General features: G+C 45.8%; 25 protein-coding genes. 15 read left to right on the top strand and 10 right to left on the bottom strand.

All coding sequences use genetic code 11. From position 1 onward, the window contains the following. Positions 1-2: 2 nt before the first annotated feature. The 6 genes from mraY to mraZ all read right to left on the bottom strand — a co-directional run bounded on the left by mraY (position 3) and on the right by mraZ (position 6828). Positions 3-1199 carry a phospho-N-acetylmuramoyl-pentapeptide-transferase gene (gene mraY, locus GWR21_RS14215; RefSeq protein WP_238430370.1) on the bottom strand — a complete coding sequence of 399 codons (1197 nt, stop codon included), beginning with the start codon at positions 1197-1199 and terminating at the stop codon, positions 3-5. Between the two features lie 143 nt (positions 1200-1342). Then, complete coding sequence (locus tag GWR21_RS14210) at positions 1343-2809, bottom strand: UDP-N-acetylmuramoyl-L-alanyl-D-glutamate--2,6-diaminopimelate ligase (RefSeq protein ID WP_162332388.1); 1467 nt, start codon at positions 2807-2809, stop codon at positions 1343-1345. Between the two features lie 5 nt (positions 2810-2814). Then, the gene (locus GWR21_RS14205) at positions 2815-4920 is read right to left on the bottom strand and encodes a penicillin-binding protein (RefSeq protein ID WP_162332387.1); all 2106 of its coding nucleotides are present in this window, start codon (positions 4918-4920) and stop codon (positions 2815-2817) included. 20 nt (positions 4921-4940) lie between these two features. After that, a complete protein-coding gene (locus tag GWR21_RS14200) occupies positions 4941-5324 on the bottom strand; it encodes an FtsL-like putative cell division protein (RefSeq protein WP_238430369.1) in 384 nt (127 codons plus the stop codon). A gap of 80 nt (positions 5325-5404) precedes the next feature. Beyond that, positions 5405-6313 carry a 16S rRNA (cytosine(1402)-N(4))-methyltransferase RsmH gene (gene rsmH / locus GWR21_RS14195; RefSeq protein ID WP_162332386.1) on the bottom strand — a complete coding sequence of 303 codons (909 nt, stop codon included), beginning with the start codon at positions 6311-6313 and terminating at the stop codon, positions 5405-5407. An 8-nt stretch (positions 6314-6321) separates the two neighbouring features. Further along, the gene (mraZ, locus tag GWR21_RS14190; protein WP_238430368.1) at positions 6322-6828 is read right to left on the bottom strand and encodes a division/cell wall cluster transcriptional repressor MraZ; all 507 of its coding nucleotides are present in this window, start codon (positions 6826-6828) and stop codon (positions 6322-6324) included. A 760-nt stretch (positions 6829-7588) separates the two neighbouring features. On the opposite strand from mraZ, the gene GWR21_RS14185 reads away from it, so the two are divergent. The 9 genes from GWR21_RS14185 to GWR21_RS14145 all read left to right on the top strand — a co-directional run bounded on the left by GWR21_RS14185 (position 7589) and on the right by GWR21_RS14145 (position 16307). Continuing rightward, complete coding sequence (locus tag GWR21_RS14185; RefSeq protein WP_162332385.1) at positions 7589-8509, top strand: outer membrane protein assembly factor BamD; 921 nt, start codon at positions 7589-7591, stop codon at positions 8507-8509. A 23-nt stretch (positions 8510-8532) separates the two neighbouring features. Beyond that, positions 8533-8874 (top strand): DNA-directed RNA polymerase subunit omega, encoded by a 342-nt coding sequence (locus GWR21_RS14180; protein ID WP_162332384.1) that lies wholly within the window; start codon positions 8533-8535, stop codon positions 8872-8874. An 81-nt stretch (positions 8875-8955) separates the two neighbouring features. Beyond that, positions 8956-10242: a bifunctional phosphopantothenoylcysteine decarboxylase/phosphopantothenate--cysteine ligase CoaBC gene (gene coaBC, locus GWR21_RS14175; RefSeq protein WP_162332383.1), complete on the top strand. Its 1287-nt coding sequence runs from the start codon at positions 8956-8958 to the stop codon at positions 10240-10242. Between the two features lie 31 nt (positions 10243-10273). Next, on the top strand, positions 10274-11239 hold the full coding sequence (porD, locus tag GWR21_RS14170; RefSeq protein WP_238430367.1) for a type IX secretion system protein PorD: 966 nt from the start codon (positions 10274-10276) through the stop codon (positions 11237-11239). Between the two features lie 29 nt (positions 11240-11268). Then, entirely contained in the window at positions 11269-11808 is a 540-nt protein-coding gene (locus GWR21_RS14165) for a DUF4296 domain-containing protein (protein ID WP_162332381.1), read from the top strand. 27 nt (positions 11809-11835) lie between these two features. Then, positions 11836-12531, top strand: coding sequence for a CoA transferase subunit A (locus GWR21_RS14160; RefSeq protein ID WP_162332380.1), 696 nt, complete (start codon positions 11836-11838; stop codon positions 12529-12531). A gap of 41 nt (positions 12532-12572) precedes the next feature. Beyond that, positions 12573-13232, top strand: a complete 660-nt coding sequence (locus GWR21_RS14155) for a 3-oxoacid CoA-transferase subunit B (protein ID WP_162332379.1) — start codon at positions 12573-12575, stop codon at positions 13230-13232. Between the two features lie 771 nt (positions 13233-14003). Beyond that, positions 14004-14849 (top strand): aminotransferase class IV, encoded by an 846-nt coding sequence (locus tag GWR21_RS14150; protein ID WP_162332378.1) that lies wholly within the window; start codon positions 14004-14006, stop codon positions 14847-14849. 153 nt (positions 14850-15002) lie between these two features. Further along, complete coding sequence (locus GWR21_RS14145; RefSeq protein WP_162332377.1) at positions 15003-16307, top strand: cryptochrome/photolyase family protein; 1305 nt, start codon at positions 15003-15005, stop codon at positions 16305-16307. Positions 16308-16433: 126 nt separating this feature from the next. On the opposite strand, the gene GWR21_RS14140 is transcribed toward GWR21_RS14145, so the two are convergent. Next, complete coding sequence (locus tag GWR21_RS14140; RefSeq protein ID WP_162332376.1) at positions 16434-17219, bottom strand: 1,4-dihydroxy-6-naphthoate synthase; 786 nt, start codon at positions 17217-17219, stop codon at positions 16434-16436. Then, on the bottom strand, positions 17210-17860 hold the full coding sequence (mqnB, locus tag GWR21_RS14135) for a futalosine hydrolase (protein ID WP_162332375.1): 651 nt from the start codon (positions 17858-17860) through the stop codon (positions 17210-17212). The genes GWR21_RS14140 and mqnB overlap by 10 nt, the downstream gene beginning before the upstream one ends. 79 nt (positions 17861-17939) lie before the next feature. Between mqnB and GWR21_RS14130 the strand changes: the two genes are divergently transcribed. Further along, a complete protein-coding gene (locus tag GWR21_RS14130; RefSeq protein WP_162332374.1) occupies positions 17940-18353 on the top strand; it encodes a 6-pyruvoyl trahydropterin synthase family protein in 414 nt (137 codons plus the stop codon). A 70-nt stretch (positions 18354-18423) separates the two neighbouring features. Continuing rightward, positions 18424-19011, top strand: coding sequence for a GTP cyclohydrolase I FolE (gene folE / locus GWR21_RS14125; RefSeq protein WP_162332373.1), 588 nt, complete (start codon positions 18424-18426; stop codon positions 19009-19011). Positions 19012-19084: 73 nt separating this feature from the next. Here the strand turns inward: folE and GWR21_RS14120 are convergent, their stop codons facing one another. Further along, complete coding sequence (locus GWR21_RS14120) at positions 19085-19519, bottom strand: hypothetical protein (protein WP_162332372.1); 435 nt, start codon at positions 19517-19519, stop codon at positions 19085-19087. A gap of 288 nt (positions 19520-19807) precedes the next feature. Here GWR21_RS14120 and fabD point away from each other — a divergent pair, with 288 nt between their 5' ends. Further along, on the top strand, positions 19808-20701 hold the full coding sequence (gene fabD, locus GWR21_RS14115) for an ACP S-malonyltransferase (protein WP_162332371.1): 894 nt from the start codon (positions 19808-19810) through the stop codon (positions 20699-20701). Between the two features lie 135 nt (positions 20702-20836). Here fabD and GWR21_RS14110 read toward each other — a convergent pair whose 3' ends face one another. Next, positions 20837-21301, bottom strand: a complete 465-nt coding sequence (locus GWR21_RS14110) for a GNAT family N-acetyltransferase (RefSeq protein WP_162332370.1) — start codon at positions 21299-21301, stop codon at positions 20837-20839. 85 nt (positions 21302-21386) lie between these two features. Here GWR21_RS14110 and GWR21_RS14105 point away from each other — a divergent pair, with 85 nt between their 5' ends. The 3 genes from GWR21_RS14105 (at position 21387) to GWR21_RS14095 (ending at position 24801) form a co-directional block, all read left to right on the top strand. Continuing rightward, a complete protein-coding gene (locus GWR21_RS14105; protein WP_162332369.1) occupies positions 21387-21881 on the top strand; it encodes a DinB family protein in 495 nt (164 codons plus the stop codon). A gap of 46 nt (positions 21882-21927) precedes the next feature. Next, positions 21928-22623: an NUDIX hydrolase gene (locus tag GWR21_RS14100; protein ID WP_162332368.1), complete on the top strand. Its 696-nt coding sequence runs from the start codon at positions 21928-21930 to the stop codon at positions 22621-22623. A 243-nt stretch (positions 22624-22866) separates the two neighbouring features. Beyond that, entirely contained in the window at positions 22867-24801 is a 1935-nt protein-coding gene (locus GWR21_RS14095) for an ATP-binding protein (RefSeq protein ID WP_162332367.1), read from the top strand. Position 24802: the final 1 nt, after the last annotated feature.

The following is a 24802-nucleotide window of genomic DNA, read 5'->3' as shown; positions in this document are numbered from 1 at the left end:
GTTTATCTCATTTTTAACGTTGCTATAGATACTGCTGCACAGATAATGGTAACGATCCAGAATCTAACCGCAATTTTACTTTCATGATATCCCAGTTTCTGATAATGGTGATGGAGCGGAGACATTCTGAAAATGCGTCTGCCTTCACCATATTTCTTCTTCGTGTATTTGAAGTAGGACACCTGCAGTACGACGCTGAGGTTTTCAACCAGGAACACACCACAGAAGATAGGGATCAGTAATTCCTTTCTTACAATGATCGCAATCGAGGCGATTATACCGCCCAGTGCAAGACTTCCGGTATCACCCATGAATACCTGCGCCGGATAGGCGTTATACCAGAGGAAACCCACACATGCACCTACGAAGGCTGCGATGAAGATGGATAGTTCACCCAGGTTGGGGATGTACATAATGTTGAGATATTCAGCGAACTGAATATTACCCGATACATAAGCGAAGATACCCAGACATACACCTATGACCGCGGATACTCCTGTGGCAAGGCCATCCAGTCCATCTGTGAGGTTAGCCCCGTTGGACACTGCCGTGATGATCACGATCACGATCAGGATATACAGGATGAATGTATATTTCTCTGCGCCAGGACCCATCCAGGAGATCAGTTTGGCATAGTTGAACTCATGGTTCTTTACAAAAGGGATGGTCGTGATAGGTGTTTTTACATCTGCAAATCTGTGTCCATCTTTTGTAACTCTCTCCTGGTGATTCACTGTTCTTTCATACGAAGCCAGTTTTTTTCCACCGATGATCTCGCGGGAAATCACTACGTTGTCGTTGAAATATAGTGTACTACCTATAATGATGCCCAGACCTATCTGTCCGAGCACTTTAAACTTACCAGCAAGTCCTTCCTTGTTTTTCCTGAACACTTTGATGTAGTCATCCAGAAAGCCGATCAGTCCCAGCCATACTGTACACAGCAGCATCAGCCATATATACACAGTTTTGATCTGTGCAAACAGCAGGGTGGGAATGAGAATAGAGGAGAGGATAATGAGACCTCCCATTGTAGGAGTACCTTTTTTGGAGTTTTCTCCGGCCAGTCCCAGATCACGGATGGTTTCGCCGATCTGTTTGCGTTGCAGATATTTTACAATGCGCTTACCTAATAACAGAGAGATCGCCAACGACAGGAGCAATGCCATGGTGACCCGGAACGTGATGAACTGGAACATCCCGCTGCCGCTAAAGTTTAATGATTTTAGATAGTTAAATAAGTAATAAAGCATATAGTTAGTTAATCTCGCTCCAGATCGTAGTCGTTACTTACGGTCTCAGTCAGTTGTTAGTTAGTTAATTACTTGTTTCAGTCCGTTTATTATTTCCCCATCAATTCCAGTATCTCACGCAATACCTGTTTATCATCGAAGGGATGTTTTACTCCCTGGACCTCCTGGTATTTCTCGTGTCCTTTGCCTGCTATCAGGATAATGTCTTCCGGATTAGCGAGGCTTACGGCTGTTTTAATGGCTTCTTTACGATCAGTGATAGACAATGATTTCTTTTTCTGATGCACCGGGATACCTGCTTCCATCTGTTGGATGATAGCTACAGGATCTTCCGAACGAGGGTTATCAGAAGTAAGAATGACCTTATCACTGTGTTCCGTTGCGACTGCTGCCATAACTGGGCGTTTAGCCGTATCACGGTCACCACCGCAACCTACCACAGTTATCACCTGCTCGTTGCCTTTGCGCAGGTTTTTAATGGTAGCGAGTACATTCAGCAATGCGTCAGGTGTATGTGCATAATCGACGATACCAATGATCCTGTCATTGGCGGATGTGATATAATCAAATCGTCCTTCTGCACCTGACAGGTCGCTGAGCGCCTGCAGTACTTCGTCCTTATCTTGCCCCAGCAGGGTCGCCGCACCATATACTGCCAGGAGGTTGTAGGCATTAAATTCTCCGATCAGGCGGAAGTGTACTTCCTTCTCATTCACCGTCATTACCAGTCCGGTCAGGTTGTTCTCCAGGATCTTACCCTTGAAGTCGGCCACTGTCTTCAGACTGTATGACTGTTTCTTTGCACGGGTATTCTGCAACATCACATTACCTCGCTTGTCATCCAGGTTGGTAAGCGCGAAGGCTGTTTGTGGCAGTCCGTCAAAGAAGGCTTTTTTCACCCTGATATATTCATCGAAGGTCTTGTGATAGTCCAGGTGATCATGTGTGATGTTGCTGAAAATACCACCGGCGAACTTCAGTCCGGCAATACGTTGCTGATGCACCGCATGTGAACTGACTTCCATAAACACATATTCACAACCTTCATCCACCATTTCTGCCAGTAAAGCGTTCAGGTGGATCGCGTCAGGAGTGGTATGTGTCGCTGGTACCACCTTATCACCAATCTGGTTCTGCACAGTTGACAGCAGTCCACAGTGGTAACGCAGCTTACTGAACAGGCGGAACAGGAGGGTAGCGATGGTGGTTTTGCCATTGGTACCGGTTACGCCTACCAGTCTCAGTTTATGTGACGGATTATCGTAAAAATTTCCTGCGATAATACCTGCAGCAGTTGCGCTACTGTTCACCAGCACATAAGTCACCCCGTTTGCCAGGTTTTGCGGCATCTCTTCACAGATGATGGCCGCTGCGCCCTGCGTGATGGCTTTCTCTATAAACAGGTGACCATCTGCATGTACGCCTTTGATAGCGATAAAGGCATCTCCCTGACCAATGGCCCGGGAGTCTATGCTCAGCGATTTAACAGTAGTATCTGTACTACCGTGTACCTCGCGGATGCTCACATTGTATAATATGTCTCGCAGCGTCTTCATGCTTCTTAGCTCAGTTCTATTACGATAGTCTGGTTTTTTTCCAATAACGAGCCGCCGGGTAATGACTGGTTCGTCACTTTTCCTGCGCCTTTCACGATCACACGCAATCCTGCATTTTCCAGCAGGTATAAGGCGTCTTTCAGTCCCATTCCTGTTACATCGGGAACGCCGCCTTTTACCTGTTTAACAGCCGTGAAAGTCACTTTTTTGTCATTCACTTTTGGACTTACCCAGTTGCTGTTACCCGGTGCGCCCTGTATGGGCAGATCGAGTGTGTTCAGTATGGTCTTCCATTCGCGTCCCTGTCCGGTTTTAAACGCCAGCAGTGTATCTACTGCTATAGTCGCGCGCATGGGTCTTTGTTTTTCGAGTGCGATGGCGTACAGTTTGTCTGCCACTTCACGGAACACTGGCAATGCTACTGCTCCACCATAGAACTTTACCGCATTGGGTTTGTTCTTGATCACGACCACGCAGGTGAATTGCGGATCGTTGGCTGGAAAGTAACCTGCGAAGGAGGACTGGTAGATCTTTTGTCTGTAACCCTCCCTTCCGTTTGCTACCAGTGCTGTACCTGTTTTACCGGCGAACTTGTAGTATGGTGTCCAGTATGCTCTGGCGGTACCATTTGTCACCACACCTTCCAGCATGGCTTTTACCTGTCTGAGTGTGTTACGTGAACAAATGCTGTCCATCACTACTTCCGGATCAATATCTTTTACCGGCTGACCGTATTCCATGATAGCGTTTACGAGGTAAGGCTTCATCATGGTACCGTTGTTGGCAACGGCGTTGTATAACATACAGGTCTGCAGCGGACTAATTAACACTTCATAACCGAAAGACATCCAGGGTAAGCTGGTGCTGCTCCAGGTTCTTGATTTGGTGCTTTTGATCACCGGTTTGCCTTCCCCTACGAGATCGATGCCGGTAGGTTTGTCGAGATGCAGCTTACGCAGGTGTGCGACAAAATCATTTGGCTTTTTTTCGTAGCAGCGCATGGCCAGTCTTGCCATTCCCACGTTGGAGCTCAGTTCGAAAGCATGTTTGATGCTGACGTTTGTTTGGCCCGGGTGTGGTTCAGAGTCAAAGACAGTCCTTCTGCCTATCTGCCAGCGACCTTCGTTCAGGTTCACCTGATCGTCCATGGTGACATACTGGTCATCTAGTGCGGCGATCACGGTAGCCAGTTTGAACGTGGATCCTGGTTCACCTACCTGCAGGGCATAGTTCATGTCCTCCCAGTAGCTGCCGTCCGGCTGACGTCCTAAGTTGGCAATAGCTTTTATCTTACCGGTTTTCACTTCCATCAGGATACAGGTACCATGTTCTGCTTCGTTGCTGACCATCATATTCATGAGGGCAGTTTCTGCAATGTCCTGCATGTTCACGTCCAGGGTAGTGATGATATCGCGTCCGTTCTCGGGCTCAATATCATATCCTTCCACGGGAACAAATGTTCCACCAGCGATACGGCGCATCAGTCTTTTACCGGTAACGCCCTTTAAATACTTATCGTAGGTCCTTTCGAGACCTACGTTCTGCGCATTTTCCCTTGATAATCCTATTGTGCGGTTAGCCAATAGTTTGAAGGGGTTAATGCGTTTGTTCTTTGTTTCTGCGATCAGGCCGCCTTTGTTCTTTCCGAGTCTGAACATGGGAAAGTTGCGGACTGCCTGGTATTGCACAAACTGTACATCTCTTTTCAGGAGGAAGTACCTGTCTTTGTGCTGAAAAGCCTCTCTGAGGAGGTTCTTATATTCTCTGGGTGTACGGTCACCAAATAACTGAGAAAGACAAATGGAGAGTGAATCCACATTCTCTTTAAATATTTTGCCATCTTTTGCTACAAGTCCATCAGCAGCAAAATCCACCCTTAAATTGAAATAAGGAATGGATGTTGAAAGCATACGGCCTTCTTCAGAATATATGGTACCGCGGTCAGCGTCTAGGGAGACATAGCGGGTATGGAGGCTATCTGCCATTCCGCGCCAGTAGTCACCGTCTACGTTCTGCACCATGAATACTTTTACAAGGATTGCCACACCAAACAGCCCCATGCCTATAAAGCACAGATACACACGCCACAATATGTCTTTCTTTACTTCCACTGTTTGTTATGTATAAAAGGTTATTCCTTTTTCTCCAGTTCTATTTTTTGTGGCGGAGAGCTTAGCGGTTTTAACCCCATGGGTTCTACAGCTTTGCTCACTTCGCTCATTTTACTCCGGAACATCAGTTCACTTTTAACGTTGAGGTACTCCCATTTCAGTTCTTTGATTTCCCTGCCGAGTTTATTGATACTCCGGATCTTTTTTTCTGCAAGATGACTATTAGCGATATATATCAGGGCGAGAGCGGAAAGGAACAGAATAAAGGGCATGTTTTGCGTAATGGCCCTGTAGTTGATCCGCAGACGCCATTCTTTTCTGTGTTCCGGTTGTTCCGAGATGGCCGGCTTTTCTTCCGGGGCCTCTTCTTCGGCTGATATGTATGCTTCTTCTTCCTGCAACACGTTATATTACTTTATGCTGCTAAGCCAATGCATCCCGTCGGGTGACAAGTACATTGGCATAGCGGATTCATAATCGATCTTTATAGTTTTTCAGCAACCCTCAGTTTTGCACTTCGGGACCTTGTATTGCGTTTGAGCTCTTCGGGGCTGGCAGTAACTGGTTTCTTAGTGACTAACTTGAATAGTTTAGGCGGTGTTTCGTAAGAGAACGTTTCGTCTTGTGCTTCAAATTGTCCCGTTTTCATAAAATTTTTCACCAGCCTGTCTTCCAGTGAGTGAAAAGTGATAATCGCCAGTTTTCCACCTGGTTTCAGCACTTCAGCTGACTGGGTCAGCATGTCTTTCAGGGCACCAAATTCATCATTGACAACAATTCGCAGGGCCTGGAAAACCTGGGCCAGATATTTCTGCGGATTGCCTTTTACTATCGGCTGAATTACAGATTTAAATTCATTAATCGTTCGCATTGGCCTAGCCTTGCGTTCCTGCACGATGGTTTTTGCCAGTGTACGGGCGTTTGTTACTTCCCCGTAATTCTGAAACATCAGATGCAGTTCTTTTTCAGTAGAGGACTGGAGCAGTGATGCAGCGGTCAGTGTTGTACGTTTATCCATCCGCATGTCCAGGTCGCCGTCGAAACGGGTACTGAACCCTCTCTCCGGGGTATCAAACTGCCAGGAGGATACTCCCAGGTCAGCAAGGATACCGTCTACCGGTACAGACTTGTGCAACCGGAGGAAGCGTTGCAAATGCCGGAAGTTGTGTTGAACAAAGGTGACCCTTGGGTCATCTATCCGGTTGTTGTATGCATCTTCATCCTGGTCAAATACGATCAGTCTGCCATGCTCATTTAGCTTTTCCAGGATTGCCCTGGAGTGGCCCCCACCACCAAAAGTGGCGTCTACATATACACCGTCAGGTTGTATCTGCAGGTTCGTGATCACTTCCTGCAGTAATACGGGCAGATGATATGCTGAAGCTTCTTCCATACAGTCAATTAAATCGAAATGTTATTATCCCCGCCTCCCATTACTTGCTGGGCCAGGTCGCTAAATGCTCCTGGTGAGAAATTTTCAAAGAACTCCTGGTATTTACCTTGATCCCAGATCTCTATCTTATTTGTCGCCGCTGCCAGCACGATGTTTTTTTCGAGCGAAGCGTAGGTCATTAAATTTTTTGGTACCAATAACCTCCCTGCACTGTCCAGTTCACATATTGTAGCTCCGTTCAAAAAATAGCGCCTGAATTCTCTAACTTTCGGATCAAAGTCGTTGAGTTTACTGATCCGCTCAAAAATTGGCTGCCATTCATTCATGGGATACAAAGACAAACACTTTTCAAACCCTCGGTTGATTACAAACTGTTCTCCTGCGCTCTCTGCCAGTTGCTTTTTAAAGCCTGCCGGTAGTAGAAAGCGTCCTTTTGCATCCAACGTAGCCTCATATTCACCGAGAAAGCCTGTCATATTTGGGGGCGAAAGTCCTTGAAAAACATTTTCTAACACAAAATAACACTTTTTCCCACTCTCTAACGAAAAAATGAATTATAAATTTTTTCCACAGCTTTTTTTTGCCTATAATATTGACTCGTATAGGTTTTGTTATACAGGTATTGTTTGTGAATGTTGATAATGTGTGTTTGTAGTGTTTATAAGTCTGATTTCGATGTGCATAACGTTATTGAACGGGTGAAGTCAAACTCCGGGTATACTCCCACTGGTCTTTCGTTCCCGATTTTTCGTCAGTTTTCACATCGGTTATCCACATTTTCCGTGTTTTCACATTACATCAGTCTGTTATGAATCGACTGTCCCCGAGCGTATCACCAGTATGTCAGTATCTTTTTTGCAGCTTTCTTTTCCCCGTTTTTTATATTCCAGCTAAACGCCGTTATTTGCCATCCCATAAATAGTCGAACAAAGTCCGGATTACATCTCCCAGGGTGGTGATCTGGTCGATAACAAGTTCTTTTTGTTCGTCTTATGGTATAGTTTGTCTTTGGTTTGTATTTGGTCAGGTAAGCTTTCTCTTACGTTCCTCCTACGTCTTAAAACGTAAGAGAAACGTAAGAGAAAGCTCACCTGACCGAATACAAACCGATACTAAAGCGGGAATAAGCCCTGTCGTGGTAAAAAGTGGAAAACCACTCTTTTGGTGTAGAAAAGTGGAAAAAGGCGCCACCAATCACGGCTTTTACAAAATTTTAACAGCTTCGATTCCCGGCCTACCTTACATTTACATTTAATTCTTAACTTTGCCCTCTTTATGCGGAAATTAGTTTTATACATTAGTCTCTTTGTAGCGGTAACAGCTGTGGTATCCTGTAATACTGAGCTGCGCAAAATTGAAAAAAGCAAGGATTATGAGGCCAAGCTGGCATACGCTGATAAGCTGTATGCAAAAAAGAAATATACCGCTGCTCAGGGGTTGTATGAATCTTTATTCCAGGTTTATAAGGGAACCGATAAGTACGAGCCCATGTACTACAACTACTGCTATTGCTCTTACAAAATGAAAGATTATGTGCAGGCCGGTTTCTATTTTAAAAACTACCTCGATAACTTCCCTAACAGTCCAAGAGCAACGGAAATGGACTATATGCAGGCTTACTGCTATTATAAACAGTCCCCTAAAGTAGCGCTCGACCAGACCAACACCCAGAAGGCTATCGCTGCCATGCAAACCTTCATCAACAACTATCCGACATCGGATAAAGTACCTGAAGCTAACCTGGTAATTGAACTGAGCCGCCGTAAACTGGAGAAGAAAGAATACAATAACGCAGAGCTATACTATAACCTTGGCCATTACCACGCTGCCGCCATCACCTTTAAAAGCCTGATGCGCCAGTTCCCGGATTCAGATAAGAGCGATTCTTATAAGTACATGGCTATCAAGGCTTATTACCAATATGCTAAAAACAGCATCTGGGAAAAACAAAAAGAACGCTATGAAGATGTAGTGAGCGAATACCTTGATTTCGCCGACCATTACTCCGCCAGCAAACTGAAGCCCGATGCAGAAAAATATTATACCTTAGCACAAGGCAATATAAAAACACTGGATAGTTATAATAAACCGGAACGTTCCAAGAAAGATGAGAAAAAGGTAAAAAAAGCTGCTAATAAGGCAGAAAAGGCGAAAGATGTGAAAGAAGAAGCCGGTACTGAATCTAAAAACAATTAATAATCACAATAATTCCCTGGAGAATGAGCAAAATAAAAAGAGGTCTCACCAGCAGCCTTAATCCGATGGTTGAAACAAAAAACACCACCGAGATCAAGAGTAAAACTGGCAACCTGTATGAGTCTATTGCAGTTATCGCTAAACGCGCCAATCAGATCAACATATCTGTGAAGGAAGAACTGCACTCCAAGCTGGAAGAATTTGCCAGCCACACAGATAACCTGGAGGAAGTGCACGAGAACAAAGAGCAGATCGAAATCTCCCGTTTCTATGAAAGGATGGCTAATCCGGCTATCCAGGCAACCATGGAATTCCTGGAAGATAAGATCTACTTCCGCAGGAATGACGACGACTTATATAGCTAAGTAGTTTGACTGAAAAATATCTAACTTCATGGCGGCAGAATATATTTTCTGCCGCCTTTTTTGTTTAATGCCAATAAGGTCATGCTTCAAGGAAAGAAAATATTATTAGGTGTATCCGGTAGCATCGCTGCCTATAAAGCTGCTACACTCGTACGCCTCCTGGTAAAAGAAGGTGCTGACGTAAAAGTGGTCATGACACCCTCCGCCTGTGATTTTATTACCCCGTTGACCCTGGCAACGCTCTCCAAACATGAAGTGCCTGTCACCATCAGCAATAACCAGAGCTGGAACAACCACGTCATGCTGGGCCGCTGGGCCGATGTTATGCTCATCGCTCCCGCTTCTGCCAATACACTTTCCAAAATGGCCAGCGGTGCCTGCGATAACCTCCTGATGGCCACTTATCTGTCTGCTACCTGCCCGGTGCTCTTTGCGCCTGCCATGGATGAGGACATGTGGCATCACCCTGCTACCCGCGCCAACATCACCCGGCTGTTATCCTTTGGTCATCAGCAACTTCCAGTTGAGAAAGGTGAACTGGCCAGCGGATTATTCGGAGAAGGTCGTATGGCCGAACCCGAAAACATTGTACAATACCTTCATACACATTTTAATAATATTGCTGCTACCATGCCGGCTGCTGCCATCACACAGACGACTGAACAGCAGGCTGTTAACGGCGCTACACTGCCATTGGCAGGAAAAAAAGCCCTGGTCACTGCCGGTCCTACGCAAGAACCGCTCGACCCTGTACGTTATATCAGTAATCACTCCAGCGGTAAAATGGGTATAGCGATTGCTGACGCACTGGCGGCGGCTGGTGCAGATGTGACCCTGGTATTGGGTCCTACGGGACTGTCAGCTGCCAATCCCGCCGTAAAGACCATCCGGGTCGTAACTGCGGAAGAGATGTTCAACGGAAGTGAAGTGCATTTCGCCCAGTCTGAAGTGATCGTTATGGCTGCAGCTGTTGCCGATTACCGACCTAAGCACGTTGCAGACATCAAAATGAAGAAAGGAGAAGGGGATGCCCTGACCCTGGAACTGGAGAAGACCAAAGACATCCTGCGTACGCTGGGTGCTACACGCACAGACAAACAGGTGCTGGTGGGTTTCTCCCTGGAAACCAACAACGAAAAGGAATACGCATTAAAGAAGCTGCGTGAGAAACACCTGGACCTTGTTGTAATGAACTCCCTGAATGATAAAGGCGCCGGCTTTAATCATGATACCAATAAGGTGACCTTGTTTAACAAAAACGGTGATGCCAGGGAGCTACCACTAAAATCCAAACTGGAGGTTGCGCAGGATATTGTGAATAGCATTGTTGAAATGCTACCTGCCAATGGCGCCCACCTCATCGTATAAATCATTGCTCTTATAACTCAGAATGATCACAATGGCAACAAACGCTTACTTATGGTGTGCAAGGCATAAAACCCACTGCTTTGCGCTGCTGATGTCGATGATGGCTATTTTCCTGGAACTATCTGCCGCACAGGCACAGGAACTTCGCGCAAATGTGACCGTCACTACCGGCGCGAAGCTGAACAACAATACCAGCAGAAAAGTTTTCACCACCCTTCAGAACGCTATGAAGGAATTTCTGAATGGCCGCAGATGGACGGACGACGCCTATACTCCTGCTGAGCGCATTGAATGTAACTTCCTCTTACTGGTCACAGAAGACCTGGGTAATAATACTTTCAGGGCTAACCTGACCATTCAGTCTACCCGCCCTGTTTACAATTCCGGATACCTCAGCAGTACGCTGAATATGCAGGATGTGAATGTGGCCTTCCGTTATGTAGAGTTCCAGCCGCTGGAATTCAGCGATAACCGTGTTGTAGGGAATGATCCGCTGGCCTCTAATCTGACAGCTATCCTGGCGTATTACACGTATATCATACTCGGCCTGGACGCTGACTCTTTTGCTGCAAAAGGAGGCGATGACTATTTTAAGAAAGCACTGAACATCGTGAGTAATGCACCAGATGCAAAGGAGATCTCAGGATGGAAACCTTTCGAGGGCAACCGTAACCGCTACTGGTTACAGGATAATCTCCTGAATGTGAAGTTCAGCCGCTTCCATGATGTGATGTATCAGTACCATCGTCAGGGAATGGATATGATGTATGAGGATATGAATAAGGGGCGCAATTCCATCATGAACTGCCTGAATATGTTATATGCCGTATACCAGGATATACCCAACTCTATGCTGATGGCGGTGTTCTTCAGTGCCAAATCGGATGAACTGCAGAAGATCTTTGCAAAGTCTCCTCCCCAGGAGAGGACCCGCGCAGCCCAGTTACTTGCACAAATGGATGTCACCAATGCTGCAAAATACCAGCAGATGAAATAGCTTTGCATCTTTGAAGAAGAAAACACTGTATGTATAGAATATTAGCGGTTTGCCTGGTGCTGTTGATCACAGCATGCGGGGAAGCGGACAAGGTACCGGGTGACGTATTGCCGAAGGAAAAAATGCGTGATGTATTGCTGGATATGAATCTGGCCGATTCCTATGCTGGTCTTGAAGAGGATGGCATAAATGTCGTGGTCACCGATTCAGTGCGGAAGGAACGTCTGAAGGTGTATTACCGCCAGATCCTCGATCTGCATAAACTAACCCCGGAAGAATTTAACCACAGTTATGCTTATTACGAGTCCCATCCTGATAAGTTCAAAGGCATATATGATATGATGTTTGCTATTGTATCAGAAGATAAAGAGTCATTGGATGTCAATGTGCGGAACAGGGAGTACGGCTCCAATATCAATTCGCTTTTGCCGGTTAATAATAATCCAATAATTTGGAGTGGACAGGATACAATAATTCCATTTGTTAAGAAAGATAAGCGCATCGTCTCTCCACCCCTTCCAATAGGCTCGAGGTTGTCACAACCGAAGCCTGTGAAGCTAAGGCCCTGACCTGCGCTTGATAAACATCACCAAAACATGAATAAAGTTGTAGCGAATGCCGATGAGGCATTGCATGACATCCGCGATGGCGCAACCCTGATGCTGGGCGGATTTGGTTTGTGCGGCATCCCCGAAAACAGTATTGCCGCGCTGGTACGGAAAGGTACACAGCAACTGACCTGTATTTCCAATAATGCCGGTGTAGATGAATTTGGCCTCGGATTGCTGTTGAAAACACGGCAGATCAAAAAGATGTTATCATCTTATGTAGGCGAAAATGCAGAATTTGAAAGACAGCTGCTTTCAGGCGAACTGGAAGTAGACCTGATCCCGCAGGGTACATTAGCTACCCGTATTCAGATGGCTGGTATGGGCATCCCTGCATTCTTCACACCAGCAGGTTACGGTACAGAGATCGCTGCCGGAAAAGAGGTGCGCGAGTTCAATGGTAAACACTATCTCATGGAAATGGCCCTGCACGCTGATTTTTCTATCGTAAAAGCCTGGAAAGGCGATACGATGGGGAATCTGGTCTTCCGGAAGACAACGCGTAATTTCAGTACTTCTATGGCCAAAGCAGGCAACATCACTATTGCCGAAGTGGAACACCTGGTACAGCCAGGCGAACTGGATCCTGATCAGATACATGTACCCGGTATCTATGTACACCGCATCTTCCAGGGAAGTAATTATGAAAAACGTATAGAAAGGAAGACGGTTAAAATGGGTTAATCCACCTTTTGTTTACTGCAACCTCAAACAGGAAAATCATTATGTCTTTAGATAAATATGGCATTGCCAAAAGAATAGCACAGGAGCTGCGTGATGGAATGTATGTGAACCTGGGTATAGGTATTCCTACCCTCGTTGCTAACTTTATTCCTCCTGGTATATCTATTATGCTGCAGTCAGAAAACGGACTACTGGGAATGGGGCCTTATCCTGACGAACATGAAATAGATGCGGACCTGATCAATGCAGGTAAGGAAACAGTCACTGTATTACCGGGAGGCGTGTTCTTTGATTCTGCTGAAAGCTTCGGCATGATCAGGGCTGGTAAGGTTGATCTTACCGTATTGGGCGCTATGGAAGTTTCTGATACTGGTGATATTGCCAACTGGAAAATACCCGGTAAGATGGTAAAAGGAATGGGGGGAGCGATGGATCTGGTAGCTGCCGCCAAGAATATTATAGTGGCCATGATGCATACTAACCCAAAAGGAGAGAGCAAGTTATTACCATCATGTACGTTGCCGCTGACAGGGGTATCATGCGTAAAGAAGATCGTAACGGAACTGGCTGTACTTGATGTAACACCTGCCGGTTTCCGACTGCTGGAAAGAGCACCGGGCGTAAGTGTGGAAGAGATAATAGCTAAAACAGCAGGACGTCTCGTGGTAGAAGGTGAGATACCGGAAATGAAGTTAAATTAGGAATGAGGAATAAGGAATTAGGAATTGAAGCCATGAAGTACAGGGAATCATTTCCTAATTCCTTACCCGTCACTATTAAGTCATCTACACATCATTCACAAATTTTTTCTGTTTTCATAAGTATTCTCCCTCATATTTGCAATACCCTTAACTTGCTATTGTAGTGTAAAACTAATTCAGCATCTTTGCTTTATCGAACTGATGATAGCAACGAGAGCACTGGCAATGAACGCAAAACAGAAAGTCTAACTATTCGTATATACGGAGAAAAAAGTTCTCCAGGAAAGAAGCCAAAATTAATAAATCGTACAATGGAAACATTGTGAACCGTCTGTGAACTTTAGAGAATCAAGCAACACACTATGAATTAATTACCACGTATACACCTGCAGACACAGGTGAAAGATTATTGAACAGTTACTGATTTTGATTGATATATTGAAGAGATATATATGTCTCAATATGTAACTGTCTGTTCGTGTCTTATTTATCCTATACTGTTTAATTGTGAAGTAATACTGTCTAACATGTCATGGTGTGCATAAGCCAGCAGGCTATTCATGCGAAGTCTGACCCGGGACCGGGTCTGTGTAATTAACAGTTATCTATACAGGGTTATTCGCCATTAGCAGGCGTTCGTCCGGGTCGGTGACCGGGAAGGACCCCTGTCCTATGCAAAAAAAGACGGTTATCCGGTGTTATACCGGGTAACCGCTACCCATTTTTACCCCGTGAAATTTCCGTAACTTAACAGTCCAATTAAACGCTAAAGTGTTCGAAGTGCAACCGGGGTTTTTAGTCTATAATGGTAAATTTATTGGGGCGTCCGAACCTATTTTAACGGCCGATAACCGTTCTTTCCGTTATGGAGATGGTTGTTTTGAAACCATGCGGGTTTACCAGGGACGGATCCTGCTTGCAGACCTTCACTTTGAAAGGTTGATGGCAAGTATGAACCTGCTTCACTTCGACGTTCCCCACCACTTCACAAAAGCGTATTTTACCAAACTGATATCAGAGTTGTGTGCCCGCAATGGCAATGAGCAGCTGGCCAGGGTAAGGCTGACAGTCTTCAGGTCGGATGGCGGACTATATGATCCCATTAACAACCTCCCTAATTTCATTATCCAGAGCTGGGAACTGAACCGGCAGATCCTGGAACTGAACGAAACGGGACTCGTGCTGGATGTCTTTCCTGATGTCAGAAAAACAAGTGACAAATACTCCGCTATCAAATCTAATAATTGTCTGCCCTATGTGATGGCTGCCATGTATGCTAAACAACACCGCATTAATGAAGCAGTGCTGCTGAATCCCTGTGGAAGGGTAGCTGACACTACTATCGCTAATCTTTTTATTGTACACGGCCGTGACATTATTACGCCGCCATTATCAGAAGGTGGCGTATGTGGTGTAATGCGCAAACACCTGTTGCGCATGGATCTGCCTTTTAGTGTAGCTGAGAAATCCCTTACGGTGGCCGATCTGGAAAATGCTGATGAGATCTTTCTCACAAATGCTGTAACAGGTATCCGTTGGGTCAGCGCATTCCGTGACAGCAGTTATGGCAATGCAACCGCAGTGATATTACACGAGCTGATACATGAAGGATTATAGATAGTTACAACGACCTCTATTCATTTACAGATTAGTGCTGAAACCGCACGGCAGTGGCACATTTTTAGCGGAACTATTTTATACTTTTCCGATTTATCTTGGTACCGCAATAACTAGCTATCTATTAACGAGAATGCAAAACTAACCACTCTTATGCCTCCAACTGTAAACTTGTGCTGGTTGCGGCGTGATCTGCGTTTGCTTGATCATGCAGCATTATACCATGCATTAAAATCAGACAATCCTGTCGTGCCGGTGTTTGTATTTGATACTAACATCCTGAACGATCTGGATGATAAGCATGACAGACGTGTCACCTTTATTCATGATGTACTGGAAGATCTGCAGGAAAAACTAAGTAAACTGGGAAGTACACTCGACGTGTTTTATGGAACGCCAGAGCAGGCATTTGATCATTTTACCACCGTGTATGATGTGAAAGAGGTGTTTGCCAACATCGATTACGAGCCTTATGCAATGAAGCGGGACGCGGATATTGCACAAAGACTCAAAGCGAAAGACATCACCTTTCATCTCTACAAAGACCACGTGATCTTTGCTCCGTCAGAGGTGTTAAAAGATAACGGTCAGCCTTACACGGTATTTACTCCTTACAGTAAAAAATGGAAAAGCCTGTTGAATGATTTCTACTTAAAACCTTACCCCGTTGAAGACTATTTCAGGAACTTCTACCGCCAGAAGGCAAAGAAAGTGCCTAGTCTGCGCGCTATCGGTTTTCAGGCAGGATTCAGAGGTTTTCCTCCTGTAAAGATCAAAGACAGTCTTATCAAAAATTATGATAAGACGCGCGACATCCCGGGAATAGAAGGTACGACACATTATGGGGTACATCTGCGTTTTGGAACGATCAGCATCCGGGAACTGGCTGACCGTGCAAATTCGCTGAATGAAACCTTCCTGAATGAGCTGATATGGCGCGATTTCTTCCAGATGATCATCTGGCATTTTCCACATGTGGTGACAATGGCATTCCGCAGGGAATATGACAACATCCAGTGGCGGAATAATGAAAAGGAATTTCAGCAATGGTGCGATGGACAAACGGGTTATCCGATCGTAGATGCAGGTATGCGGGAACTCAATACAACCGGGTTTATGCATAACCGCGTCCGTATGATCACTGCCAGTTTCCTGACCAAACATTTGTTGATAGACTGGCGCTGGGGAGAAGCTTATTTTGCAAAGAAACTGCTGGACTACGATCTGGCTGCCAACAATGGAAACTGGCAGTGGGCGGCAGGTTGTGGCTGCGACGCGGCACCTTATTTCAGGGTGTTCAATCCGACATTACAAACGCAACGTTTTGATCCGGATTTTGATTACATCAGAAAGTGGGTACCCGAGTTCCAGGAACTGACATATGTGAAGCCGATGGTGGTACATGAACAGGCCCGAAAAAGAGTACTGGAAGTATACAAGGCGGCACTGGCGTCTTAAAGTAATCAGGAATTGAGTAGATCAGATCTTCCTTAAAGTAAAGAGCGCTCCTGACGTATTAGTCGGAGCGCTCTTTGTCGATGCGAAAGGCTTTCAGGACAGGAAATTCCTAATTCCTAATTATTTCTATGCATATACAGACATGAGCCTGTCTACTGCAGCCTTGCCTGCTTCTCCCAGTCCAAGACTGAAATCATTCACATAAAGGTCGATATGCTGGCGCATTACCTTTTCATCCATTTCCTGCGCGTGTTCCGTCACATAGGAAGACAGCGCCGGATAATGACGGAAAGAGTATTGCAGACTTTCATGAATAAGATCGTCTACCTGTTGTTTGATCTCATCCGGAATATCCTTACGGATAAAGATGCCTCCCAGCGGGATAGGACTGCCGGTAGTACTTTCCCAGTATTCACCCAGGTCAATGATCTTTACCAGTCCTTTCTGCTGATAGGTAAATCTGTTTTCATGAATGATAACACCTGCATCAACGCGACCGTCCAGCACAGCATTTTCAATATCAGAGAATAACAGTACTTCTTTGTTCTTTGCTTCAGGAAATGCAATAGAGAAAAGAAGATTGGCAGTAGTGTTCTCGCCGGGGATGGCGATCTTCACGTCTTTGATCTTATCGTGCGGAATATCTTTTTTAGCGATCAGCAGTGGTCCGCAGCCTCTTCCAAGTGCGCTGCCACTGTTCAGTAGTTCATACTGATCTTTTACTTTCTGATAAACGCCGAAGCTCAGTTTTGTAATAGCCAGTTTGCCCTGCATAGCCCATTTGTTCAGTGTTTCAACATCTTCCAGTTGCGTTTTGAACGTTAAGCCTTTCGTGTCAATTTTGTTGTTCACCATCGCATCGAAAATGAAAGTATCATTCGGGCACGGTGAGAATCCCAGTGTTAGTTCCATCGTTCAATATATTTAATCAATGCATCATTCAAAGTCTGTATCGCCAATGGAATTTTCCATTTGCTCTTATCTCTTACCTCCACATAGTTCGATATGCTGCGCAGCTGGAAAAAAGGAATATTCTCCTGCAGACAGGCATAATGAAAAGCGGCGCCTTCCATACTTTCTACCGCTGGTTGATACTTATCCAGCAGTAACTGACGGGTACGTTCACTGCCACTAACAGTGTTGATAGTGACACCCGAAGCGACAGGTAATGCCGGCAGGTCAGGAACGCCATTAAAAGTGTTGATAAGTTGCCTGTTCGTAAAAGGGGGCTGGTCAGGTTGCCATAGTTGTATGTCAAACAGGTCTTTATAGGACTGATCGTCTTCCACACCCAGGTCTCCGAGCTGTTCGCGGTCGATGATCACCACCTTTCCCATTTCCCAGGAATGGTCAAAACAACCGGCTATGCCTGCCTGTATGGCCAGGTCCGGTTTCGAACCGCCAAAGTGCCGGCCCAGCTGGTAGGCGGTATGCATCATACCAATGCCGCCTATAAGTGTGCTTACCTGGCAATGCTGGTACTGGCGACCGGCCAGATGGTCTATAAGTGGCTGTATTTCAAAGGGAGTGGCAGCGGTGACCAATATTTTCATGGAGCAAAGGTAGGGCTTTTGGGGCAGCGATCGACTATGATCGAATTATTGTAACTTTGCGGAAAATATAGAGTTAATAATGATCTATTTAACGCGTGTGGAGAACTTCAATGCGGCGCATAAGTTATCCAATCCCGCTTGGAGTAAGGAAAAGAACGAGGAAGTGTTTGGCAAGTGTGCTAATGAGAACTGGCACGGTCATAATTACGAATTACACGTAACCGTAAAAGGTTCCCCTGATCCGGAAACCGGATTCGTCTTCAACGCAAAAACGCTGGGCGTTCTGATCAAGGACCATATAGTAGAAAAGATCGATCACCGTAACCTGAATATGGACGTTGATTTTATGGTGGGCAAGTTCACTTCTGCTGAAAACCTTGCTATCGGTATCTGGGACCAGCTGACCCCGCATCTGCCGGAAGGTGTGCAGCTGCATTGTATCAAACTGTATGAAACGCCACGTATTTATGTGGAATATTTCGGAGGCAAGTAGGCTTTCATAGTTTCCCTACCTTGAATGGGCATTCAGGAATGTTGATTATCAGACTAAGTTAATTATAGAAATGGCTTATAATAAAATCGAAACGTATGATGAAAAGGTAACTAATGACCTTATTCATCATTACAGGAGTAGCATAGAATTATTGGGCGAGGATGTAGATAGAGAGGGTTTACAAAAAACACCTGAACGTGTGGCCAAGGCTATGCAATTCCTGACCACAGGCTATCAGATGGATGCGAAAGCTATCCTGGAAGGCGCCAAGTTTACGGAAGCTTACAGCGAAATGGTGATCGTGAAGGATATAGAATTATATTCATTATGTGAGCATCATATGTTGCCTTTCTTTGGAAAAGCGCATATCGCTTATATACCAAATGGCTATATCACCGGTTTGAGCAAACTGGCCCGTGTGGTAGATGTATTCGCCCGCCGGCTGCAGGTGCAGGAACGTCTGACACATCAGATACTGGACGCTATACAGGAAACGCTACAGCCGCTTGGCGTAGGCGTAGTGATTGAGGCACAGCATCTGTGTATGATGATGCGTGGCGTGCAGAAACAGAACTCTGTAACAACTACTTCAGCTTTCTCTGGTCAGTTTGAAGATGGCAGGACCAGAAATGAGTTCATGCGTTTGATTACGAAATAATCTTCTTGCTATAATAAAAAATGAAGAGCGCCTGACGGGAGTCGGGCGCTTTTCGTATAGATTGTCTTGTTAATTATTTCAGTGCCCTGATGGCTGTATCATATACCAGCCGGCAATAGCGACTGTCTTCAACAGCTACCGGGAATACAAGTGTATAATTCCAGGTATCATGTAATATGAGCACTGCCGGATAAGGATCCACTGCTTCTTCCACTTCTTCTTCCGCCTTATTCATAATCTCCATCTTGTACTCCAGGTTATTCACTCTTCTGGCCAGCATGCGGAAGCAGCCCTCACCACGTGCAGTAGAGACATATCCGTGCGCTGCATAGTCGTCGTATGTTTCCTGGTCTCTGGCCAGCACATATTCATATACCTCATCTTCGATCACCTCGATCTTTTCGGCAATGAGCTGTGGATCAATCGTCTTCAGATCATTAATAAAAGACGAAAAGAACTCGTCAAATCCCTTATTTGAAATAATGCTGTAATCATTTCCTGTTATCATGGTCTCAGTCATTTAAATCCGTTTAAATAGCATTTTTCGTTACGATGATAAGTCAACAGTGCAGGTATAAGTGGGGCAAGGTACCCGGTAAGTCTACCGGAGCGGACAGAGGGGGTGATTTTTTCACGCTATCCCGATGCAATTTACTGAACAGGTGTTAATTATAGCTGCTTTTGAGCCCGGAATTTTGATATATCATAAAGAGTATGAATATTTGCAATCCAATTACCAAGATATATGTATTAATAATAATGCATATGGATGTCAGGTCATTGTAAACCAAATCAGATGAAACACGCTTACGTTTTTCCAGGACAGGGTTCTCAGTTCCCGGGTATGGGCAAGAATCTGTACGATAGCAATCCAAAGGCGAAAGAGCTTTTTGAGAAAGCAAATGAGATATTAGGGTTCCGTATATCAGATGTCATGTTTACCGGTACTGAAGAGGACCTGAAACAGACAAAAGTAACACAGCCAGCTGTGTTCCTGCACAGTGTGATCGCTTTTCTGTGTGCAGAGCCGGCAGCAAAGCCAGATATGGTAGCAGGCCATTCCCTGGGTGAATTTTCCGCCCTGGTAGCAAATGGTACATTGACATTTGAAGATGCTTTACGCCTGGTATTTATCCGTGCGACCGCTATGCAGAAGGCCTGTGAATTGCAGCCGTCTACTATGGCCGCTGTACTGGCATTGGATGATGCAAAGGTAGAAGAGATCTGTGCTGCTGTAAGTGCAGAGACCGGAGAAGTAGTGGTTGCCGCTAACTACAACTGCCCTGGTCAGCTGGTTATTTCCGGTTCTGTCAAAGGTATCGAAGTTGCCTGCGAACGAATGAAGGCGGCTGGTGCGAAACGTGCACTGGTACTGCCAGTGGGTGGTGCATTCCACTCTCCGCTGATGTCGCCTGCCAAAGAGGAACTGAAAGCAGCTATCGACAAGACTACTTTCAGTGTGCCAACCTGCCCTGTATACCAGAACGTGGTAGCTAAGGCGGTAAATGATCCTGCAGAGATTAAACAAAACCTGATCGATCAGCTCACTGGCGCCGTACGCTGGACACAGTCCGTACAGGCAATGGTGGCTGATGGTGCAACAACATTCACAGAAGTGGGTCCGGGTAAGGTATTACAGGGACTCGTAGTAAAGATCCAGAAGGATGCTGTTGTGAACGGAATCAACTAGATAGTCAGCACCAGGAATCGAGTAACACAGATTCCTGCTAATACAGCAAAAGCGCTCCTGACCATTGGTCGGGAGCGCTTTTGTATGATAGGAACGGCTTTTAGTATAAGGAATTCCTGCTGCTTAATCGCTAAGTTAAAAGTCAATCGCCGCATTCCACCATTCCGGATCAAACGAGGCATTATGTTTTTTGTAGAAGTTGATCGCAGGTTCATTCCATTCCAATACCTGCCAGTTCATGCCTTTGAAATTTTTCGCCCTCACTTCCTCAAACAGTCTTTCAAACAGCATGTGACCGATGCGTTTACCGCGGAAGCTCTCGGTAACCACCAGGTCTTCCAGGTATAACCTGCATCCTTTCCAGGTGGAATACCGAACATAATAGAGTGCGAAACCCACAATGGTCTCCTGGCCATTATCGGTGCTGACAGCAGCAAATGCTTTCCAGACCGGATGCGGACCGAATCCCGCATCTGTAAATTCTTCCAGTGTAACGGTCACCGCTTCAGGTGCTTTTTCATACGCTGCGAGCTCCATTATAAGCTCCATGATCCTTGGACAGTCCTCTTTTCGTACGTCCCTGATAGTAATTTTTTCCATGGTCCCTGAGGATTATTTGGCTGCAACTGGTGGCAGGTGCAATATTTTTGGTATTTTGGTGAAGATAGTAAACTAAAATTTATCCATGAAGGATATCCTGCTCAGCTATGCAGCTTATAACCGTTGGGCTAACAATAGGATAGCGGATGTATTAAAAAAGTTACCGGATACACAGCTGGATCAGGAAACAGGTAGCAGCTTTGGCACCTTGCGTAAGACCATTTACCATATGTGGGATGCGGAAAGTCTCTGGTATCAGCGTTTAGAACTGGCAGAACAGGCCGTTAAACCGGCAACCGGCTTCAAAGGCTCCTTTGCGGACGCCTGCACGCACTGGCTCAGGCAGTCAGCCCAGCTGGCGGACTGGGTCAGAGATGTACAGCCTGCCAGGCTGAATCACGTGGTAGCTTATTACAACACCCGGAAACAATATTGTAAATCAACCGTTATAGAAATACTGATGCAGGTGTTCAATCATGCCACGTATCATCGCGGTCAGCTGGTAACCCTGTTACGGCAGGCCGGTATTACTAAAATTCCCGTTACTGATTACAGCGCCTTCACAAGAGGGAAAAAATAACACCTCCCGGCCGCTGGTCAGCACAAAGGCAGACAATTATATTTCAATGAGCGCACAATCATTTTATGCGAATGTACCTCGACATCTGGTAGCTGTAGATTGTATCATTTTTGGATTTGAAAACAGTAAGCTCAAGCTGCTGATCATGCAGCGAAAAGTAGACCCCATGCAAGGTGAATGGTCGCTCATGGGCGGGTTCCTCCAGGACGGCGAAAGTATGGACGACGCTGCGGCCAGGGTATTGAAGCAGACAACAGGTCTCGAAAATATTTACATGGACCAACTCGCCTGTTATGGTGATGTGGGGCGTGATACGGGTGCACGTGTTATCTCCATGGCTTATTATGCGCTTATCCGTATCCGGGAACACGAACAAAATCCTACACAGCAATTTAGTGCGCACTGGCTGGAATTACATCAGATCCCGGACCTGATCTTTGACCACCGTCAGATGATCGCTGACGCATTGAAAAAACTGAGAGATAACGCACATTTCCACCCCATCGGATTCGAACTGCTGCCTGAAAAATTTACACTCTCACAGCTTCGTAGTCTGTATGAAGAGATCTACCAGAAAGAACTGGATAAACGTAATTTCCGGAAGAAGATCCTGTCAATGGACGTGCTCGAGAAACTGGAAGAAAAGGATAAAACAACCTCAAAGAAAGGCGCACACCTATACCGCTTTGATAAACAGAAATATGAAGAATTAAAGAGAAGGGGATTAGTGTTTGAGATATAGCTGTATCTTGTAACTTGTAAGAAGGTAAGTCATGAAATGACCTGACAATGACGCTCCAGCCGGCAAAAGGATGCTATAGCCGTTTCGGCAGTAAGCGGAGGCAGTTGGTGACAGCGGTTTTTATTGACAAGGTCGGATCGCAAGGAATGGCCCTAAAGAAAAATATGCTATCAGCAGATAGCGCCACCACATCTGTTTTATTTATTGTACATCTTCGGTAACAAAAACATATTAATCTGCCTCATGATCGTTTTGGCCGGGTGCATTATCCGGCAAAATAAGGCAAACGCACAAGTCAATATCATCCACCAGCTGAAGTCAGCGGTAAAAGGTACAACAGATAGCGTGCAGTATGTCGACCTCATGAATCAGTTGGCGGGACAGTATCAGCACCGCCAGCTGGATACCTGTTTTTTTTACCTCTGCCGCGCCAGAGAGGTGGCTCAGCGGATAGGTTATAAATCAGGTGAAGCCGCCGCCTACCGCGGCCTCGGTAGCTACTATACTTATCGTGATAACAGCTACTTATCTTTCCGTTTTTACACAGATGCACTGAATTTGTATAAGCAGCTGGGTGACAGTACAGGCATATGTCAGACCAGCATGCACCTGGGTGTATATTATCAGTTTGAAAAACAGTACCAGGAAGCGGCTACCTACATGAAACGGGCAATGTCCATGAGCACCCGGCTGAAGAATGACACGCTCCTGCGTACATTACTGGCTAACTACTACTTTATCTACGCCAATGACCTCCGCAACCACCATAGTAGTGATTTTGTAGACAGAAAACAGGCTTATCTGGCGTTGACAACAGCCCGGCGTATGGCTGTAAAAGCGGCTGATGAAAGACTGCTGATCTATACCGGCATGTTGCAGGCCCAGGAGCTTATTTATGCTGAAATGGACGTAACGGAGGGGATCGCCCGCCTGATCTCACTGATCGCTGAATCCGAAAGAAAAGGCTACGTCTACCACGCCATGTATGGATATTCCCACCTGGCTACCTACCGCATTCGTAATCACCTGCCGGACTCACTGGCTGCCCAGCGGCAAATGGCCCGCCTGGCAATGATCGGTGGGTTCCGGGAACTGGCCCTGCCGGTTGTATCAAAGCTTTATACATGGTATGATGCCAGGCATGATGAAGATTCGGCCCATCTGTATGCTAATATGATGCTGGATATTGTGGAAAAGGAAGAACAGAGTAAGACACAGGGGGAGCTGGATTATATTGACTATTACATGCAGGAAAAGAAACTGCGTGCATTACAGCTCCAACATGATTATCAGCAACAGATCCTGGACAAGAAAGCGATGGAAAGCCGTAACCGCTATGCGGTAATTATCTTCCTTAGTGTTATGCTGATCCTGATCATCCTGTTGTTAGCCGATGTGAACCGCTCTCACCGCCGTTCCCGCCAGCATGCAGCACGGCTGGGAGAAAAGAACCGGGAGATCAGCGAGAAGAATGCATTACTGCGAACCCAGGACGACTTCAAGAATAAACTGATATCCCTTATCGCGCATGACTTCCGTGTACCCCTGCATCACATCATAGATATTACCAATCTGCTCAAAGATCATTCACTTTCCTATGAAGAGGCGACGGCACTGTTCCGGCAACTGGAAACCAAGTCAGCCCATACCCTTCACATATTCGACAGTATCCTGCGCTGGATCAGGTCGCAGCTGAGCGGGTTTGTATACACACCCGTAGCATGTGTACCAGCCACCATGGTAAAGGATGCGCTGGAAATACTGAGAGATAACTGTATCGAAAAAAGGATACGGGTGACAGTGGCCATCTCTGAAGAGGTGACGGTGCTGGCAGATCAGGAAATGCTACAGTTCGTACACCGTAACCTGTTGCACAATGCGATCAAATTTAGTCCTGCCGGTAGCGAACTGCGGATCACTTCCACCATCTCAGGCGACCATGTTACTATTGCTTTTATCGATGAAGGCCGGGGTATTGATCCCGATATGCTGCTGCACCTGTTTGAATACCGGAACCGGGAAAAGGGTAGTAGTAAGCACAAGGGAGGGGCCGGACTGGCACTGATCATCTGTAAAGACTTTATGGATAAAATGGGAGGTGTGATCAGAGGAGTTAATAATGTGGGTAAAGGCAGTACGTTTACCTACACTTTACCATTGGTAAATAAGCCGTCATAGA

It is taken from the genome of Chitinophaga agri (genome assembly GCF_010093065.1).
In the GTDB taxonomy this organism is placed as follows: domain Bacteria; phylum Bacteroidota; class Bacteroidia; order Chitinophagales; family Chitinophagaceae; genus Chitinophaga; species Chitinophaga agri.
Note: the sequence above shows the minus strand (reverse complement) of the source record. Positions and strands in the feature narration are given on the sequence as shown.

Bases quoted from the DNA above. Each gene is read 5' to 3' on its own strand.
- mraY (WP_238430370.1), bottom strand. From the start codon at position 1,199: ATGTTCCAGTTCATCACGTTCCGGGTCACCATGGCATTGCTCCTGTCG.
- GWR21_RS14210 (WP_162332388.1), bottom strand. From the start codon at position 2,809: ATGAAGACGCTGCGAGACATATTATACAATGTGAGCATCCGCGAGGTA.
- rsmH (WP_162332386.1), bottom strand. From the start codon at position 6,313: ATGGAAGAAGCTTCAGCATATCATCTGCCCGTATTACTGCAGGAAGTG.
- GWR21_RS14185 (WP_162332385.1), top strand. From the start codon at position 7,589: ATGCGGAAATTAGTTTTATACATTAGTCTCTTTGTAGCGGTAACAGCT.
- GWR21_RS14180 (WP_162332384.1), top strand. From the start codon at position 8,533: ATGAGCAAAATAAAAAGAGGTCTCACCAGCAGCCTTAATCCGATGGTT.
- coaBC (WP_162332383.1), top strand. From the start codon at position 8,956: ATGCTTCAAGGAAAGAAAATATTATTAGGTGTATCCGGTAGCATCGCT.
- porD (WP_238430367.1), top strand. From the start codon at position 10,274: ATGGCAACAAACGCTTACTTATGGTGTGCAAGGCATAAAACCCACTGC.
- GWR21_RS14165 (WP_162332381.1), top strand. From the start codon at position 11,269: ATGTATAGAATATTAGCGGTTTGCCTGGTGCTGTTGATCACAGCATGC.
- GWR21_RS14160 (WP_162332380.1), top strand. From the start codon at position 11,836: ATGAATAAAGTTGTAGCGAATGCCGATGAGGCATTGCATGACATCCGC.
- GWR21_RS14155 (WP_162332379.1), top strand. From the start codon at position 12,573: ATGTCTTTAGATAAATATGGCATTGCCAAAAGAATAGCACAGGAGCTG.
- GWR21_RS14145 (WP_162332377.1), top strand. From the start codon at position 15,003: ATGCCTCCAACTGTAAACTTGTGCTGGTTGCGGCGTGATCTGCGTTTG.
- GWR21_RS14140 (WP_162332376.1), bottom strand. From the start codon at position 17,219: ATGGAACTAACACTGGGATTCTCACCGTGCCCGAATGATACTTTCATT.
- mqnB (WP_162332375.1), bottom strand. From the start codon at position 17,860: ATGAAAATATTGGTCACCGCTGCCACTCCCTTTGAAATACAGCCACTT.
- GWR21_RS14130 (WP_162332374.1), top strand. From the start codon at position 17,940: ATGATCTATTTAACGCGTGTGGAGAACTTCAATGCGGCGCATAAGTTA.
- folE (WP_162332373.1), top strand. From the start codon at position 18,424: ATGGCTTATAATAAAATCGAAACGTATGATGAAAAGGTAACTAATGAC.
- GWR21_RS14120 (WP_162332372.1), bottom strand. From the start codon at position 19,519: ATGATAACAGGAAATGATTACAGCATTATTTCAAATAAGGGATTTGAC.
- fabD (WP_162332371.1), top strand. From the start codon at position 19,808: ATGAAACACGCTTACGTTTTTCCAGGACAGGGTTCTCAGTTCCCGGGT.
- GWR21_RS14110 (WP_162332370.1), bottom strand. From the start codon at position 21,301: ATGGAAAAAATTACTATCAGGGACGTACGAAAAGAGGACTGTCCAAGG.
- GWR21_RS14105 (WP_162332369.1), top strand. From the start codon at position 21,387: ATGAAGGATATCCTGCTCAGCTATGCAGCTTATAACCGTTGGGCTAAC.
- GWR21_RS14100 (WP_162332368.1), top strand. From the start codon at position 21,928: ATGAGCGCACAATCATTTTATGCGAATGTACCTCGACATCTGGTAGCT.
- GWR21_RS14095 (WP_162332367.1), top strand. From the start codon at position 22,867: ATGATCGTTTTGGCCGGGTGCATTATCCGGCAAAATAAGGCAAACGCA.